The following is a 16139-nucleotide window of genomic DNA, read 5'->3' as shown; positions in this document are numbered from 1 at the left end:
GGGCGGCGAGTCTGCCAGGTGGCGGCGCTCGCGCATCAGGAGGCAGCCGGGTGCGCCCGGGCGAGCCGGCGCAGCTGCCCGGCGAGGTAGGGCCTGGCGCGCCGCTGGCCGCCGCGGACGGCGATCGCGGCCTCGAGGGAGGCGAGGGCCGCCGCGAGCGCGGCGGCGTCGGGCTGCCAGCCGCGCCCGGAGCACTCGAGCAGCCAGTCGACGGGGGTGGTGTGGCCGCGCTGGCCGTTGCAGCGGCGGCACGCGGCCACCTCGTTCTCCGCCCAGCTGGGCCCGCCCTTGACGCGGGGCACGAGGTGGTCGGTGGTGGGCGGCACGAGGGGGCCGAAGGCGCGGCCGCACCACAGGCAGCGCCCGCCCTGACGGGTCACCGCCTCGTCGAGCCGGCGCGACCTCCCGTTCACGGACGGCTCACGGGGTGAAGACGACCTTGACCGTGCCGTCCCTCTTCTCCTGGAACTGCTCGTAGGCCTGCGGCGCCTGCTCGAGCGGCACGCGGTGGGTGGCGAAGGTGTCGACGCCGAGGGGGTCGTCGTCGGTGAGCAGCGGGAGGATGTCGGGCACCCACCGGTGCACGTTGGCCTGGCCCATCCGCAGCTGGATCTGGCGGTCGAACATGTAGAGCATCGGCACGGGGTCGGCAGCACCGCCGTACACGCCGGACAGCGAGACCGTGCCGCCGCGGCGCACGAGGTCGACGGCGGTGTGCAGCGCGGTGAGCCTGTCGACGCCCATCGTCTGCATCATCTTCTGGGCGACGGCGTCGGGCACGAACCCCAGCGCGGTGTGGGCGGCCTTCGCGACGGGCGAGCCGTGGGCCTCCATGCCGACGGCGTCGATGACGGCGTCGGCCCCGCGGCCGCCGGTGAGGTCGCGGACGGCGCCGACGAGGTCGTCGGTGGTGGTGGGGTCGATGGTGCGGACGGCGCCGCCGAGGTGGGCCTCGACGCGGGCGCGGCGCTCGGCCACCGGGTCGATGCCGATGACCTTCTCGACGCCCAGGTGCGCGGCGATCCGGGCGCACATGTCGCCGATGGGCCCCAGCCCGAGGACGACGAGCGACCCGACCCGCGACCCGGCCGTGGTGGGGCCCTCGCCGACACCGGCGTAGGCCACGGCCTGCCAGGCGGTCGGCAGCACGTCGGAGAGGTAGAGGTACCTGTCGTCCGGGACGCCCTCGGGGACCTTGATCGGCCCGTAGTGCGCCTGCGGCACCCGCAGGTACTCGGCCTGGCCGCCCGGGACCTGCCCGTAGAGCTTGGTGTAGCCGAACAGCGAGGCGCCGAACCCGCCGATCGGGGTCTCGCGGTTCTGGGTGGTCTCGCACTGGCTCTGCAGCCCCGTGGAGCAGGTGGCGCAGGAGCCGCAGGAGATGTTGAAGGGGACGACGACGCGGTCACCGGGCCTGATGTGCGTGACCTCCGGACCGACCTCCTCGACGATCCCCATCGGCTCGTGGCCGAGCACGTCACCCGGGTCGAGGAAGGGCCCCATCACCTCGTACAGGTGGAGGTCGGAGCCGCACAGCGCCGTCGACGTGATCCTGACGACGGCGTCGGTCGGCTCCTGGACGGCGGGGTCGGGCACGGTCTCCACGGAGACCTTCCGCCTGCCCTGCCAGGTGAGTGCTCGCATGCGCAGCCCCTACCCGCGACCGACGACCTCACGCACGACCTCACGCAGCACGACGTCGTGCAGGGCGCCGCCGTCGACCACCGCGGTCATGAGCGTGCAGGCGGGCTGGCGCCGCCGGTCGGTGGGCGAGCCGGGGTTCAGCAGCCGCAGCGCGCCCCCGCCGGGCCGGACGGCGGTGGTGTCCCAGGGGATGTGGCTGTGCCCGAAGACCAGCACGTCGGCGGGCTGGTCACCGCTGCCGAAGCGCTCGGCGCAGCGGCGCTCGCGCCCCGCCGCCGCCCCGGTCTCGTGGACGACGGCGAGGCGCAGCCCCCCGACGTCGGCGCGGGCGACCTCGGGCAGCCGGGAGTGCAGCTCCGGCCCGTCGTTGTTGCCGGCGACCCCGAGCAGGCGGGCGCCGGTGGTGGCGCAGCGCGCGAGGAGGTCGTCGAGCAGGTCCTCGTGCACCCAGTCGCCGGCGTGGACGAGCAGGTCGCCCGGTCCGAGCGCCGCGACGGCGTCGAGCACCTGCGCCGGCAGCGCGCGGGCCCGCACCGGGACGTGGGTGTCGGCGAGGAGCAGCAGACGGGTGGCCACGCCCCCATCCTGCGTCCGGCAGGATGGTCACCTGTGACCGATCGCCAGGGGCCCACCCGCACCGCCCTGCTGCTGGAGAACATCCACCCGCTCGCCGTGGAGGTCCTCGAGGCCTCCGGCACCGCCGTGGAGCGCCGGATGGGCGCGCTCACCGAGGCCGAGCTGGTCGAGGCGCTCCCCGGGGTGCAGCTGCTGGGCATCCGGTCGACCACGCACGTCACCGAGGCCGTGCTCGACGCCGCCCCCGACCTGGTGGCCATCGGCGCGTTCTGCATCGGCACCAACCAGATCGACCTCGAGGCCGCCGCCGCCCGCGGCGTCGCGGTGTTCAACGCCCCGTTCTCCAACACCCGCAGCGTGGTCGAGCTGGTGCTCGCCGAGGTCATCGCCCTGACCCGCCAGCTGACGGTCTTCGACGACGCGCTGCACGCGGGCGTCTGGCAGAAGTCGGCCGCCGGCTCCCACGAGGTGCGCGGGCGCACGCTGGGCATCGTCGGGTACGGCAACATCGGCAGCCAGCTGTCGGTGGTCGCCGAGGCCCTCGGCATGCGGGTCGTCTTCTACGACACCGCCGAGAAGCTGGCGATGGGCAACGCGGTGCGCCTGTCGAGCCTGGAGGAGGTGCTGGCCCTCGCCGACGTCGTCACCCTCCACGTCGACGGGCGGGCGGGCAACGGCGGCCTGTTCGGCGCCGAGCAGTTCGCGGCGATGAAGCCGGGGGCGATCTTCCTGAACCTCTCGCGCGGCTTCGTGGTCGACCACGGGGCGCTGCGCGACCACCTGGTCTCCGGGCACCTGTCGGGTGCGGCCGTCGACGTCTTCCTCGACGAGCCCCGCCGCAACGGCGACCCGTTCGACTCGCGGCTGCGCGGCCTGCCCAACGTCATCCTCACCCCGCACGTCGGCGGGTCCACCGAGGAGGCGCAGGAGGACATCGGCCGGTTCGTGGCCGGCAAGCTGCGCGACTTCGCCGCGCACGGCAGCACGTCGCTGTCGGTGAACATGCCGCAGGTCATCACCGACGGCGGGCACGCGACGCGGCTGGGGCACCTGCACCAGAACGTGCCGGGGGTGCTGGCGTCGGTGAACTCGATCCTGGCGCGCCACGGCGTCAACGTCGTGGGCCAGTCGCTGACCACGCGCGGGCAGATGGGCTACGTCGTCACCGACGTGCCCGGCCCCGTCGACGACGCCGCCGTCGAGGAGCTCCGCGCGATGCCGGAGACCGTCAGGGTGCGCGTCCTGCGCTGACCAGCGCTGTACGCGCCGCCCCCGGCGGCCTCCGGCCCGGGGTCAGATCCGGACGCGCCGGGGGTTGGCCAGCGGCGCCGCGTCGGGGCGCTGCTCGGAGGGGGCGCCGTCGACCTGGTGGGCGTCGTCGACGGGCTGGGTGCTGGCGGTGCTCGGTGCCATGGCTGCCTCCGGGGGTGCGGGTGGTGCCGGGTCGTCGCGGGGGTGGTGCGTGACCGGTCACGGCGATCGTGCACGGGCTGTGTGGCTGTTGCGTCACGACGTGTTGCCAGGACGTTGCACCAGCCTGCTCGTGCTGGCTGGACAACGGCTGGAGCGTTCCCGTTGTTCCCCCGTGCGTGACCCATGGTGACCACAGGCACGGACGAGGGCCAGCCCGGGCGCGTCGCAGGCCCGTCCGCACCACTGATCGACACCCTGCGTCACCGACAGGCACCGCAGAGTGCTCCTCTCGGGAGCCTGGGAGCGCCGCTGTCAGGGCGGCAGGGCATGCTCGCCGCGTGAAGACCGCGAAGACCGCCAAGACCGCGAGGAGCCGGTGAGGCGGGGGCGGCGCCCGCTCGCCGCCCTGTCCGCCACCGCCGCCAGCGCCCTGGTCGCCCTGGTCTCGTTCGCCGCCCCCGCCGGCGCCAGCAGCTCCAGCAGCTCCAGCAGCTCCAGCAGCTCCAGCAGCTCCAGCAGCTCGGTCAGCGGGCAGGCCCTGTCGGTGCCCGTCGGCGCCGAGCCCGGCGGCACCGCCGTCTCCCTCGACGCGGAGCTGTACCTCCCCGCGGGCGCCGGCGCGCAGGACCCGGCCCCCGCCGTCCTGCTGGCCCACGGCTTCGGCGGGTCGAAGGACGACCTCGCCGGCCAGGCCCGGTCGCTCGCCGCCGACGGGTACGTGGTGCTGGCGTGGACGGCCCGCGGCTTCGGCGCCTCCGGGGGCGCCGTGCACCTGGACGACCCCGACTACGAGGTGGCCGACGCGGCCGCGCTGGTCGACCTGCTCTCGCAGCGCCCCGAGGTGGCCCAGGACGCCCCCGGCGACCCGCGGGTCGGCGTGGCCGGCGCGTCCTACGGCGGGGCCGTGGGCCTGCTCCTGGCGGGCACCGACCCCCGCGTCGACGCCGTCGCCTCGGCGATCACGTGGTCGGACCTGTCCACCGCGCTCGACCCGGGCGGCGTCTTCAAGGCCGGGTGGGCCTCGCAGCTGCTGAGCAGCCTCACCGGGTCGGCGCTCGCCTCGGGCAGCAGCACCGACGCCCTGACCGACCCGCAGACCATCGCCTGCGGCCGCCTCGACCCCGACCTGTGCGCCGGCTACGTGCAGGCGGCGCAGACCGGTGTGGTGCCGCAGGCGCTGACGGAGCAGCTGCAGCGCTCCGCCCCCGCCGCGGTGCTGCCCTCGACGCGCGCGGCGGTGCTGCTCGTGCAGGGCGAGGGCGACTCCCTGTTCGGGCTGGGCGACTCGGTCGCCAACGCCGAGGCCGCCCAGCGGGCGGGGGTGCCCGTGTCCCTGGCCTGGGTGGCCGGCGGGCACGACGGCGGCTTCGACTCCGCGGGCTTCGACGACAGGTCCGCCGCGTGGTTCGACGAGCACCTCCGGGGCGCGCAGCCCGAGGGCGGCGCCCCGGCGCCCTTCTCCGCGGTGGTGCCCCGCCAGGAGCTCTTCGGCGGCGACCGCGGCAGCAGCGGCTCCTCGCAGCAGACCCGCACGCTCGACGAGCTGCCCCCGCTGACGGGGACGGGCCAGCAGGTCGCCCTGGAGCCGACGGGCCCGGGCGTGGTGCTCTCCCCCGCCGGCGGGCGCCCGGCGGCGCTGACGGCCCTGCCCGGTGTGGGCGACGTCGCCTCGCTGGCCGGTCTGGCGGGTGCGGCCGGCGCTGCGGGTGGGAGCGGGTTCAGCACCGCGGTGCTGCCCGGGCAGGCCGCGGTGTTCGAGAGCGCGCCGCTGGAGCAGGACACGACCCTGCTCGGGACGTCGACGGTGCGGCTGAGCGTGACCTCGTCCACCGACGACGCGGTGCTCTTCGCGTCGCTGGCCGACGTCAGCCCCGACGGCTCCTCGGCGCTGCCGGGCGGGCTGGTCTCCCCGGTGCGCGTGAGCACGGTGCCGGGGCGGCCCACCCAGGTCGACGTCGCGCTGCCCGCCGTGGTGCGCGACGTGGCGGCCGGGCACCGGCTGCGCCTCGTGGTCGCCACCACCGACTCCGCCTACGCCGTCCCCACCGACCCGCGCGTGTACTCCGTGGCGCTCGCCGACGGCTCGCTCGCCCTCGCCGCGGGCCCGGCGGCCATCGAGGAGACCGCGGGCAGGTCCTTCGAGGTGCCGTGGGCCCACGTCGCCGTCCTGGGCGCCGTGGTGCTGGCGGCCCTGCTGCTGGCGCTGGTCAGCGGCCTGCGCCGTCGTCGCTCTCCCGAGCTCGCAGGCGCCGCGGCCGACCAGCTGCCCGCAGCGGCCCCGGGCGACGTCGTGATGGCGGTGCACTCGCTGGAGAAGGTCTACGGCGACGGGTTCCGCGCCGTCGACGGCGTCTCGTTCGAGGTGCGCCGCGGGCAGGTGGTCGGGCTGCTCGGCCCCAACGGCGCGGGCAAGACGACCACCCTGCGGATGCTCATGGGCCTGCTGCGCCCGAGCGCCGGCTCGCTGGAGGTGCTCGGGCAGCCCGTCAGGCCCGGCTCGCCCGTGCTCATGCGGGTCGGTGCGCTGGTGGAGGGGCCGGGCTTCCTGCCCCACCTCTCGGGCCTGGCCAACCTGCGCCTGTACTGGGCCTCGACGGGCCGTCCCCTCGCCGACGCGCGCATGGACGAGGCCCTCGAGGTCGCGGGCCTGGGCGACGCGGTGCACCGCAGGGTCCGCGGCTACAGCCAGGGCATGCGCCAGCGCCTGGGCATCGCCCAGGCCATGCTCGGCATGCCCGACCTGCTGGTGCTCGACGAGCCCACCAACGGCCTCGACCCGCCGCAGATCAACGCCATGCGCACCGTGCTGCGCGACTACGCCGCCACCGGCCGCACGGTGCTGGTCTCCAGCCACCTGCTCTCGGAGGTGGAGGCCACGTGCAGCCACGCCGTGGTGATGGCCCGCGGCCGGGTGCTGGCGACCGGGTCGGTCGCCGAGCTGGTCGCCGGGTCCGGTGAGGTGCTCGTCTCCGTCGGTGACGGCCAGGCGCAGCGCGCCCTGGAGGTGCTGGTCCCGCTGCTGGAGCGCGACGGGGGCCGGGCGCTCGGCGAGCGCGACGGCGGCGCGCTGGTGTCACCGGGCCGCAGCGGCACGGGCCCGCTGGTGGGGGCGCTGGTGGCCGCGGGCGTCGAGGTCACCTCGGTGGTGCCGCAGCGCCACCTGGAGGAGGTCTTCCTGGAGCTGGTGGAAGGGGCCGCACGAGCATGAGCACGAGCACGCAGGCAGGCACGCAGGCAGGCACGCAGGCAGGTGCGCGGGGGTCCGCGCTGCCGGTCAGGGTCGAGGTGGCCCGTCAGCTGTCCCGGGTGCGCACCCGGTGGGTGGGCGTGCTCGTGGTGGCGCTGCCGCTGCTGCTGTGGGCGGCGTTCGCCCTCGGCGGCGACGACGACGGCGGTGCGGACGGCGGCACGAACTTCGCCGACCTCGCCACGAGCAGCGCCGTCAACTTCGGGGTGTTCGCGCTGCTCGTGAGCAGCGGGTTCCTCTTCGTGGTGCTGGTGGCGCTGTTCGCGGGTGACACGGTCGCCGCGGAGGCGAGCTGGTCGTCGCTGCGCTACCTGCTGGCGGCCCCGGTGGGGCGCCGGCGGCTGCTGGCGGTGAAGGCCCTGGTGGCGGGCGCGTCGTCGACGGCCGCGATCGCGGCGTTCATCGCGGTCTGCCTGCTGGTCGGCACCGTCGCCTACGGGTGGGGCCCGCTGACCAGCCCCCTGGGCGACGCGCTGGGCGCCTGGCCCGCGCTGGGGAGGCTGGCGATGGCGACCGCGTACGTCGTCGTCCAGCTGACCTGGGTCGGGGCGATGGCGTTCTGGCTGGGCACCCGCACCGACGCCCCGCTGGGGGCCGTGGGCGGGGCGGTGCTGGTGAACATCCTCTCGGCGATCCTCGGGCAGATCACCGCGCTGGGTGACCTGCGCGAGTGGCTGCCCACCGACGACGCCGGGGCGTGGACGGCCTTCCTGCAGCCGACCATCGCGTGGGAGGCCCCGGTGCGCGGCCTGTGCACGGCACTGGCCCTGGCCGTGGTGTTCGCGGTGCTGGCCGTGCGGGGCTTCGAGCGCAAGGACGTCACCAGCTGACCCCGGAACCGCAGCCGAGCGCCTGCTCGCGGTTTCGAGGCCCCCCAGAACCGCAGCCGAGCGCCTGCTTGCGGTTCCGAGGCCCCTCAGAAGCGCAGCCGAGCGCCTGCTTGCGGTTCCGAGGCCCCTCAGAAGCGCAGCCGAGCGCCTGCTTGCGGTTCCGAGGCCCCCCAGAACCGCAGCCGAGCGCCTGCTTGCGGTTCCAGGGCCCCCCCGAACCGCAGCCGAGCGCTCGGCTGCGGTTCCCGGCCACCCGCCGTTGCCCGGGGCACGGTGTCGTGTTCTGCTGGGCCCGTGGCCATCGACGAGGGACGCCGGTCGAGCGCGAGGACGCGCTCGCTGGGTGAGCGCGTGACCGGCCTCTGGCCCGTCCTGCGCCAGGTGACCGGTGCGGACCGGACGGCGCACGGCGCTGCGGTCCGCACCAGGCACACCGACGCGATCACCGCCCGCACCGAGACCGCCGACCGCGTGGTCAAGAGCGTCTGCCCGTTCTGCGCGGTGGGCTGCGGGCAGGACGTCTACGTCAAGGACGAGAAGATCGTCCAGATCGAGGGCGACCCCGACTCCCCCATCAGCCGCGGGCGCCTGTGCCCCAAGGGCAGCGCCAGCAAGAGCCTGGTCACCTCCCCCACCCGCGTCACCACGGTGCGCTACCGGCGCCCGGGCGGCACCGAGTGGGAGGACCTCCCGCTGCCGACGGCGATGGACATGATCGCCGACCGCGTGCTCAAGGCCCGCCGCGACGGCTGGCAGGACGTCGACGACCGCGGCCGGAAGCTCAACCGGACGCTGGGCTTCGCCAGCCTCGGCGGCGCGACGCTCGACAACGAAGAGAACTACCTGATGAAGAAGCTGTACACCGCCCTGGGCGCTGTGCAGATCGAGAACCAGGCCCGCATATGACACAGCTCCACCGTCCCCGGTCTGGGGACCTCGTTCGGCCGCGGAGGGGCCACCACCTTCCTCCAGGACCTCGTCAACGCTGACTGCATCCTGATCCAGGGCAGCAACATGGCCGAGGCGCACCCGGTGGGCTTCCAGTGGGTGATGGAGGCCAAGCGCCGCGGTGCGAAGGTCATCCACGTCGACCCGCGGTTCACCCGGACCTCGGCCGTCGCCGACCTGCACGTGCCCCTGCGCGCGGGCACCGACATCGCCTTCCTCGGCGGCCTCGTCAACCACGTGCTGCAGAACGACGCGTACTTCCACGACTACGTCGTGGCGTACACGAACGCCGCGGCGATCGTGGGTGAGGAGTACCGCGACACCGAGGACCCCGCAGAGGACGGCGACAGCCTCGACCCCACCGGCCTGTTCTCCGGCTGGGACGAGGACTCCCGCAGCTACGACCCCTCCACCTGGGCCTACCAGGACGCGGAGGACGTCGCGGCCGCCGGCGACCGCAGCCCCAGCGGTCGGACGAGCGGCGGCACGCAGGGCGGCGAGACCCACAAGGCCACCGCCGGCGGTGACGCCTACGGCAGCGGCGGCGCGACCATCGGCTCCAAGCCCGACCGCGACGAGACGCTGCAGCACCCGCGCACGGTGTTCCAGATCCTCAAGCGGCACTTCGCCCGCTACACCCCCGAGATGGTCGAGCGGATCTGCGGCACCCCGCAGGACGCCTTCCTGCAGGTGGCGCAGGCGCTGGTGGAGAACTCCGGCCGCGAGCGCACGACGGCGCTGGCGTACGCGGTGGGCTGGACGCACCACTCCCAGGGCGCGCAGTACATCCGCACGTCGGCGATCCTGCAGACGCTGCTGGGCAACATCGGGCGCCCGGGCGGCGGGATCCTGGCGCTGCGCGGGCACGCGAGCATCCAGGGCTCCACCGACATCCCGACGCTGTTCAACCTGTGGTCGGGCTACCTGCCGATGCCGAAGGTCGGGCAGGACGACGTCGACTCCTACGTCGGCTCCTCCGAGGACCTCGCCGGGTTCTGGGGCAACATGCGCGACTACTCGGTGAGCCTGCTGAAGTCGTGGTGGGGCGACGCGGCGCAGCCCGAGAACGACTTCGCGTTCAGCTACCTGCCCAAGATCTCCGGCGACCACGGCACGTACCGCACCGTGATGGACATGGTCGACGGGAAGGTCGACGGGTACTTCCTGCTGGGGCAGAACCCGGCGGTGGGCTCCGCGAACGCCCGCCTGCAGCGCCTGGGCATGGCCAACCTGAAGTGGCTGGTGGTCCGCGACCTGCAGATGATCGAGTCGGCCACGTTCTGGAAGGACGGGCCGGAGATCGAGACCGGCGAGCTGCGCACGGAGGACATCGACACCGAGGTGTTCTTCCTCCCCGCGGCGAGCCACGTGGAGAAGGCCGGCACGTTCACGCAGACCCAGCGGCTGCTGCAGTGGCGCCACCAGGCGGTGTCGCCGCCGGGCGAGTCGCGCAGCGAGCTGTGGTTCTACTGGCAGCTGGGGCGGATCCTGCGGGAGAAGCTCGCGGCGTCGACCGACCCGCGCGACCGGCCGCTGCTCGACCTCACCTGGGACTACCCGGTGCACGAGGACGAGTTCGGCCCCGCCTCGGACCCGCTGAGCTGGGAGCCGGACGGCGAGGCCGTGCTGCGCGAGATCAGCGGCACCGAGACCCACCTCGACGACGACGGGAACCTCGTCGACCGGGCGCTGTCGTCCTACACGGAGCTCAAGTCCGACGGCACCACGCGCTCGGGCTGCTGGATCTACTGCGGCGCGTACGCCGACGAGGTCAACCAGACCGCGCGCCGCAGGCCCGGGTCCGAGCAGGACTGGACCGCCGCCGAGTGGGGCTGGGCGTGGCCGATGAACCGCCGACAGCTGTACAACCGCGCCTCGGCGGACCCGGACGGCAAGCCGTGGAGCGAGCGCAAAGCGCTCATCTGGTGGGACGCCGAGGCTGACGGCGGTGCAGGGCGCTGGGTCGGACACGACGTGCCCGACTTCGAGGCCACCAAGCCGCCGTCGTACGTGCCGCCCGCGGGCTCGAAGGGCCCGGCGGCCATCGCCGGCCGCGACCCGTTCATCATGCAGGCCGACGGCAAGGCGTGGCTGTTCGCGCCGTCCGGCGTGGTCGACGGGCCGCTGCCCACGCACTACGAGGGCGCGGAGTCGCCCGTGGGCAACCCGCTCCACCCGAACCGGGTCTACAACCCGGCGCGCCGGGCCTTCCCCCGGCCCGGCAACCGCGGGGTGCCGACGCGCTCGGACGTCTACCCCTTCGTGTTCACCACCTACCGGCTCACCGAGCACCACACGGCGGGCGGCATGAGCCGCACGCTGCCGTACCTGTCGGAGCTGCAGCCGGAGATGTTCATCGAGGTCTCCGCCGAGCTGGCGCGCGAGCGCGGCCTGGAGCACCAGGGCTGGGCGACGGTCGTCACGCCGCGCAGCGCCATCGAGGCGCGCGTGATGGTGACGCCGCGCATCAGGCCGCTGCGGCTTCCCGGCGCGGGCGACGACGGCGGCCAGGTGCAGGTCGTGCACCAGGTGGGCATCCCCTGGCACTGGGGCCCGAACGGCATCAGCCGCGGCGACGCGGCGAACGAGCTGGTGGAGATCCTGCTCGACCCCAACACGCACATCCAGGACAAGGTCGGCGCCTGCGACGTCGTGCCGGGGCGGCGTCCGCGCGGCCCGGCGCTGGTCGAGTACGTCGCGGCGCGCCGCGCCGCGGCGGGGCTGCCCACCGACGACGACGTGCCGTCCCCCGGGGCGGCGCCGACCTGGAGTCCGAGCCGACCGACGGGCGGAACACCCCATGACCAGCACCACCCCCCGCTCGACGGGGCCGGCGTACGACCCGGCGTCGCACTCCGGCTACGGCGAGGACCACCCGCCCCGCATGGGGTTCTTCACCGACACCTCGGTGTGCATCGGCTGCAAGGCCTGCGAGGTCGCCTGCAAGGAGTGGAACGAGGTCCCCGCCACCGGCGAGATGGACCTCACGGGGTGGTCGTACGACAACTCCTCGATGCTCGGGGCGAGCACCTGGCGGCACGTCGCGTTCATCGAGCAGGCCGCGCCCGCGGCGAGCGAGCCCCAGAACGCTCCGGACCCCGAGCGGCCCACCGTGTCCCTCGGCATGCCCAGCATCCGCCCCGAGGGCTTCCTCGAGCCCGAGGTCACGCGCCCCCCGCACGAGAGCGCTGGGGAGCAGGGTCCGTCGGGGTCCATCGAGGGCGTCCGGTGGCTCATGAGCTCCGACGTCTGCAAGCACTGCACGCACGCCGCCTGCCTCGACGTCTGCCCGACGGGGGCGCTGTTCCGCACGGAGTTCGGCACCGTCGTCGTCCAGGACGACGTCTGCAACGGCTGCGGCTACTGCGTCTCGGCGTGCCCCTACGGCGTCATCGGCAAGCGCGAGTCGACGGGCAAGGCCCACAAGTGCACGCTCTGCTACGACCGGATCGGCGCTGACAAGCAGCCTGCCTGCGCGACGGCCTGCCCCACCGAGTCGATCCAGTACGGCCCCCTCGACGAGCTGCGCGAGCGCGCCGATGCGCGCCTGGCGGAGCTGCAGGCGAAGGGCGAGCCGAAGGCGCAGCTGTACGGCCGGGACCCCGACGACGGCGTGGGCGGCGACGGGGCGTTCTTCCTGCTCCTCGACGACCCCGAGGTCTACGGCCTCCCGCCGGACCCGGTGGTGACGACGAAGGCGCTCCCCTCGATGTGGCGCCACGCGGCGGTGGCGGCGGGCGCGCTGTTCGCCGTCGTCGGGACGGCCTTCCTCGGACGCCGGCCGTGAGCGTCGCCGACGGCGGCCAGGGGGCCGAGCGGCCCAGCGAGCAGGGCGCCCCCGGACGCCGTCGCCGCCGGGGCGCCGAGTCCGTCGTCGTCCCCGACGCGGAGTTCCAGTCGTACTACGGGCGCCAGGTCATCCACACCCCGGTGTGGGAGGTGCCCCAGGTGCCGGGCTACCTGTACCTCGGCGGCATGAGCGGCGCCGCGTCCGTGATGGGCGCGCTGGCCGACGCGACCGGGCGGCCGGCGCTGGCCAAGGTCGGGCGGCTGGCCGCGTCGGGCGGCTCGATCGTCTCCGTCGTCCTGCTCATCGACGACCTGGGCGTGCCCACGCGCTTCCTCAACATGCTGCGCGTCGTGAAGTGGACCTCGCCGCTGAGCGTGGGCTCGTGGATCCTCATGCCCTTCTCCACCGGGGCGGGGCTCGCGGCGGTGCACGAGCTGTCCGGCGTCGTGCTGCCGCTCGTGCGGAAGGTCGCCGGGGCGAGGATCGGGCACCTCGCCGAGGTGGTGCTGCCGGTGGCCGGGCGCGTCGGCGGCGTCGGCTCGGCGGTCTTCGGGCCGCCGCTGGCCACGTACACCGCCGTCCTCATCGCCGACACCGCCGTGCCCGCGTGGCACTCGGTGTACCCGGAGCTCCCCTTCGTCTTCGCCGCCTCCGGCGCCGCGAGCGCCGGGGGGATCGGGATGGTGGCCGCGCCGCTGGCCGAGGCCGGTCCCGCGCGGCGCATGGGGGCGCTGGGTGCGGTGGCGGAGCTGGTGCTGAGCCACCGCATGGAGCACCGGATCGGGATGATCGGGGAGGCGTACCGCACCGGTCGCGCCGGGGTGCTGCTGCGGCTGAGCCGCGTCGCGATGGCCGGCGGGGCCGCCGGAGCGCTGGCGAGCGACCTGCCGGTGTGGCCGAGGACGGCGAAGGCGCAGCGGGCGCGCAAGGTCGTGTCGGTGGTCGGCGGGGCGCTGCTCAACGCCGGTGCCGCGCTGACGAGGTTCGGCGTCTACGAGGCGGGGATGATCTCCGCCCGCGACCCGAAGTACACGGTGGTGCCCCAGCGCGAGCGCCTGGACGCCCGCCGCGAGGGCCGCGAGGCCGACCCGCACCTCGCCCCGAAGACGGCGCCCTAGCGAGTAGTGGTCATGGAAACCCGGGGTACGGAGCCGGAGAACACCTGACCGGTTCTCACCACGGAGGTCTCCTGTGGCTCGCAACACGTTCTCCCGCTCCCTGCACGACGTCGGCCTGGCCGCCTGGTTCGGCGGCACCCTGGCCAACGCCGTGGCCCTGAACGCCGCGGCCGGCGAGGCCGACGAGAAGGACGCCGGCCGCGTCACCAACGCCGGCTGGAACCGGTGGACGCCGGTGAACGCCGTCGCCATCGGCGCGCACCTCGTCGGCTCGGTCGGCCAGCTCGCCGGCAACGCCGGCCGCGTGGCCGCGCAGCCCGGCGTGAAGACCATGTCGAGCGTCAAGACGGTCGTCACCATCGCCGCGCTGGGCGCCACCGCGTACTCGCGGGCGCTGGGCAAGGTGATCGACGACGCCGGTGACCCGCGCGTCAAGGGCGGCACCAAGTCGTCGAAGAACACCCCCGCAGAGGTCACCGCCGCGCAGGGCAAGCTCGACCTCATGCAGTGGGTCATCCCGGCCCTCACGGGCACGCTCGTGGTCATCAGCTCCTTCGCCGGTGAGCAGCAGCGCGCCTCCGAGGTGCTGCCCGGGGTGACGGGCGCCCGTCGCCCCTGACCTCGTCCCGTCCGTGATCATGGGCGTCCGCCACCCCCGGCAGGTGGCGGACGCCCATGATCACGGTCGGGGGCTACCTGATGACGACCACGTGCTCCCCGCGCGGCACGAGCTCCCCGACGACGGGTGAGCCCGGCACCTCGCCGGCCACGAGCAGCCCACCGGAGGTCTGCGCGTCGGCGAGCAGCAGCAGCTCGTCGTCGTCCACCCCCGGGCCGGCGGACAGGTGCGGCGCGACCCAGTCGAGGTTGCGCCGCGAGCCGCCGGGCAGGAACCCGTCCGCCAGCGACTCACGGGTCCCCGCGAGGTACGGCACCGCGGCGGCGTCCACGACGGCCGTCACGCCCGAGGCGCGCGCCAGCTTGTAGAGGTGGCCGAGCAGCCCGAAGCCGGTGACGTCGGTGGCGCACCGCGCCCCGCCGGCCAGCGCGGCGCGGGAGGCGTCGCGGTTGAGCCGCGTCATCACCGCGACCGCCTCCTCGAACACCTCACCCGTCGCCTTGTGCCGGTTGTTGAGGACCCCCAGCCCGAGGGGCTTGGTGAGGGTGAGCGGGCGGCCCGCCTCCCCCGAGTCGTTGCGCAGGAGGCGCGCCGGGTCGACCCGACCGGTCACGGCCATGCCGTACTTGGGCTCCGGGTCGTCCACGGAGTGGCCCCCGGCCACGAAGCACCCGGCGCCGCGGGCGGCGTCGAGCCCGCCGCGCAGCACCTCGGCCGCGAGCTCGGCCGGCAGCTGGTCGCGCGGCCAGCACAGGAGGTTGAGCGCCACCAGCGGCTCCCCGCCCATCGCGTACACGTCGGAGAGCGCGTTGGTGGCGGCGATGCGCCCCCAGTCGTAGGCGTCGTCGACGACCGGCGTGAAGAAGTCCGTCGTCGACACGACGGCACTGCCGTCGGGCAGGACGACGACGGCGGCGTCGTCGCCGTCGTCCAGGCCCACCAGCAGCGACGCGCCGTCGACCGCGGGGGCGGTCGGCTGCCCGCCGGCCAGGCCCGCCACCACCGCCTCGAGCTCGCCCGGCGGGATCTTGCAGGCGCACCCCCCGCCGTGGGCGTAGCTGGTCAGCCGGCGCGTGGACAGGGGGGTGGTGCTCATCCCGGCAGGCTAGGTGTGCTCGGGGCACCTAGCCTGGTGGGGCAGCGACGGGGAGGTGTCAGGGCTCCTGGTGGTCCCCGCGGCCTTCAAAGCCGACGAAGCCGAGCACCTCGGCTTGGCGGGTTCGATTCCCGTCCACCTCCGCCAGCTGCCAGACGGTAGTTTCCCCAGGTGCTCATCGCCGAGGACCTCGCACTGCTGCTGCTCGACGACGCGAGGGGGACCTGGCTGCTCGACGGCAGCCACCGCGGCCCCGCGCTCGCCGGTGCGGTGCTCACCGAGCTGGTGCTGCTCGGGCGCGTCGCCCCCGAGAGCGCCGACGCCGACCCGAAGAAGGCGAAGCTCGTCGTCGTCGACTCCTCGCCCACCGGTGACCCCGTGCTCGACGAGGCCCTGCGCCGCGCCGGTGACCGCAAGCCCTCGCGGGCTGACGCCCTCCTCCCCCACCTGGCCAAGGGCCTGGAGGACGAGCTCGTCTCCCGGCTCGTGGCCGCCGGCGCGCTGGAGCGCCGGGAGGAGAAGGTGTGGCGGATCTTCGACAGGACCACCCACCCCGCGGCCGACCCGAGCGCCGAACGCTCCGTGCGCGACCGCGTGCACTCGGCCCTGCGCGGCGGCCGCGCCGACGACGAGCGCACCGCCGCCCTCGTGGCGCTGCTCAGCGTGAGCGGGGTGCTGCCGAAGGTGGTCGACCCCGCCCAGGTCGGCCTGGACCGGCGGCAGCTGCAGGACGCCGGCAGGGCCGTCGCGGCCGACGACCGGATCGCCGGGAGCGTGAAGCGCGCCCTGGAGGCCGTGGACACGGCGGTGATGGTCGCCGTGATGGTGCCGGCCATGACCGCCGCCACCTCGACCTGA

General features: G+C 74.7%; 11 protein-coding genes, 1 tRNA gene and 1 pseudogene. 9 read left to right on the top strand and 4 right to left on the bottom strand.

The genetic code is table 11. The features are described from left to right. Positions 1-35: 35 nt before the first annotated feature. From F1641_RS14265 to F1641_RS14255, 3 genes are read right to left on the bottom strand one after another with little or no spacing between them, the layout of a single operon-like run. Entirely contained in the window at positions 36-413 is a 378-nt protein-coding gene (locus tag F1641_RS14265) for an HNH endonuclease (protein WP_194906648.1), read from the bottom strand. A gap of 7 nt (positions 414-420) precedes the next feature. Then, positions 421-1644, bottom strand: coding sequence for a zinc-dependent alcohol dehydrogenase (locus tag F1641_RS14260; RefSeq protein ID WP_194906646.1), 1224 nt, complete (start codon positions 1642-1644; stop codon positions 421-423). 9 nt (positions 1645-1653) lie between these two features. Beyond that, complete coding sequence (locus tag F1641_RS14255) at positions 1654-2220, bottom strand: metallophosphoesterase (protein ID WP_194906643.1); 567 nt, start codon at positions 2218-2220, stop codon at positions 1654-1656. A 33-nt stretch (positions 2221-2253) separates the two neighbouring features. Here F1641_RS14255 and serA point away from each other — a divergent pair, with 33 nt between their 5' ends. The 7 genes and pseudogenes from serA to F1641_RS14215 all read left to right on the top strand — a co-directional run bounded on the left by serA (position 2254) and on the right by F1641_RS14215 (position 14185). Further along, a complete protein-coding gene (gene serA / locus F1641_RS14250) occupies positions 2254-3471 on the top strand; it encodes a phosphoglycerate dehydrogenase (RefSeq protein WP_194906641.1) in 1218 nt (405 codons plus the stop codon). A gap of 538 nt (positions 3472-4009) precedes the next feature. After that, the gene (locus F1641_RS14245; protein ID WP_194906638.1) at positions 4010-6841 is read left to right on the top strand and encodes an alpha/beta fold hydrolase; all 2832 of its coding nucleotides are present in this window, start codon (positions 4010-4012) and stop codon (positions 6839-6841) included. A 77-nt stretch (positions 6842-6918) separates the two neighbouring features. Continuing rightward, the gene (locus tag F1641_RS14240) at positions 6919-7710 is read left to right on the top strand and encodes an ABC transporter permease subunit (protein ID WP_206691197.1); all 792 of its coding nucleotides are present in this window, start codon (positions 6919-6921) and stop codon (positions 7708-7710) included. 339 nt (positions 7711-8049) lie between these two features. Next, a pseudogene (gene fdh / locus F1641_RS14230) lies at positions 8050-11382 on the top strand (formate dehydrogenase); the annotation flags it as partial. Between the two features lie 76 nt (positions 11383-11458). After that, a complete protein-coding gene (locus F1641_RS23365; RefSeq protein WP_194906928.1) occupies positions 11459-12445 on the top strand; it encodes a 4Fe-4S dicluster domain-containing protein in 987 nt (328 codons plus the stop codon). Further along, a complete protein-coding gene (nrfD, locus tag F1641_RS14220) occupies positions 12442-13566 on the top strand; it encodes an NrfD/PsrC family molybdoenzyme membrane anchor subunit (RefSeq protein WP_206691196.1) in 1125 nt (374 codons plus the stop codon). The genes F1641_RS23365 and nrfD overlap by 4 nt, the downstream gene beginning before the upstream one ends. Before the next feature lie 73 nt (positions 13567-13639). After that, positions 13640-14185, top strand: a complete 546-nt coding sequence (locus tag F1641_RS14215; protein WP_194906632.1) for a hypothetical protein — start codon at positions 13640-13642, stop codon at positions 14183-14185. Between the two features lie 73 nt (positions 14186-14258). Here F1641_RS14215 and selD read toward each other — a convergent pair whose 3' ends face one another. Then, complete coding sequence (gene selD, locus F1641_RS14210; RefSeq protein ID WP_194906630.1) at positions 14259-15281, bottom strand: selenide, water dikinase SelD; 1023 nt, start codon at positions 15279-15281, stop codon at positions 14259-14261. Between the two features lie 51 nt (positions 15282-15332). Between selD and F1641_RS14205 the strand changes: the two genes are divergently transcribed. Both F1641_RS14205 and F1641_RS14200 read left to right on the top strand, forming a co-directional pair. Beyond that, positions 15333-15428: transfer RNA gene (locus tag F1641_RS14205), tRNA-Sec, on the top strand. Between the two features lie 24 nt (positions 15429-15452). Beyond that, the gene (locus F1641_RS14200) at positions 15453-16139 is read left to right on the top strand and encodes a GPP34 family phosphoprotein (protein ID WP_194906628.1); all 687 of its coding nucleotides are present in this window, start codon (positions 15453-15455) and stop codon (positions 16137-16139) included.

Source organism: Quadrisphaera sp. INWT6 (genome assembly GCF_015390235.1).
Classification (GTDB): Bacteria; Actinomycetota; Actinomycetes; order Actinomycetales; family Quadrisphaeraceae; genus Quadrisphaera.
Note: the sequence above shows the minus strand (reverse complement) of the source record. Positions and strands in the feature narration are given on the sequence as shown.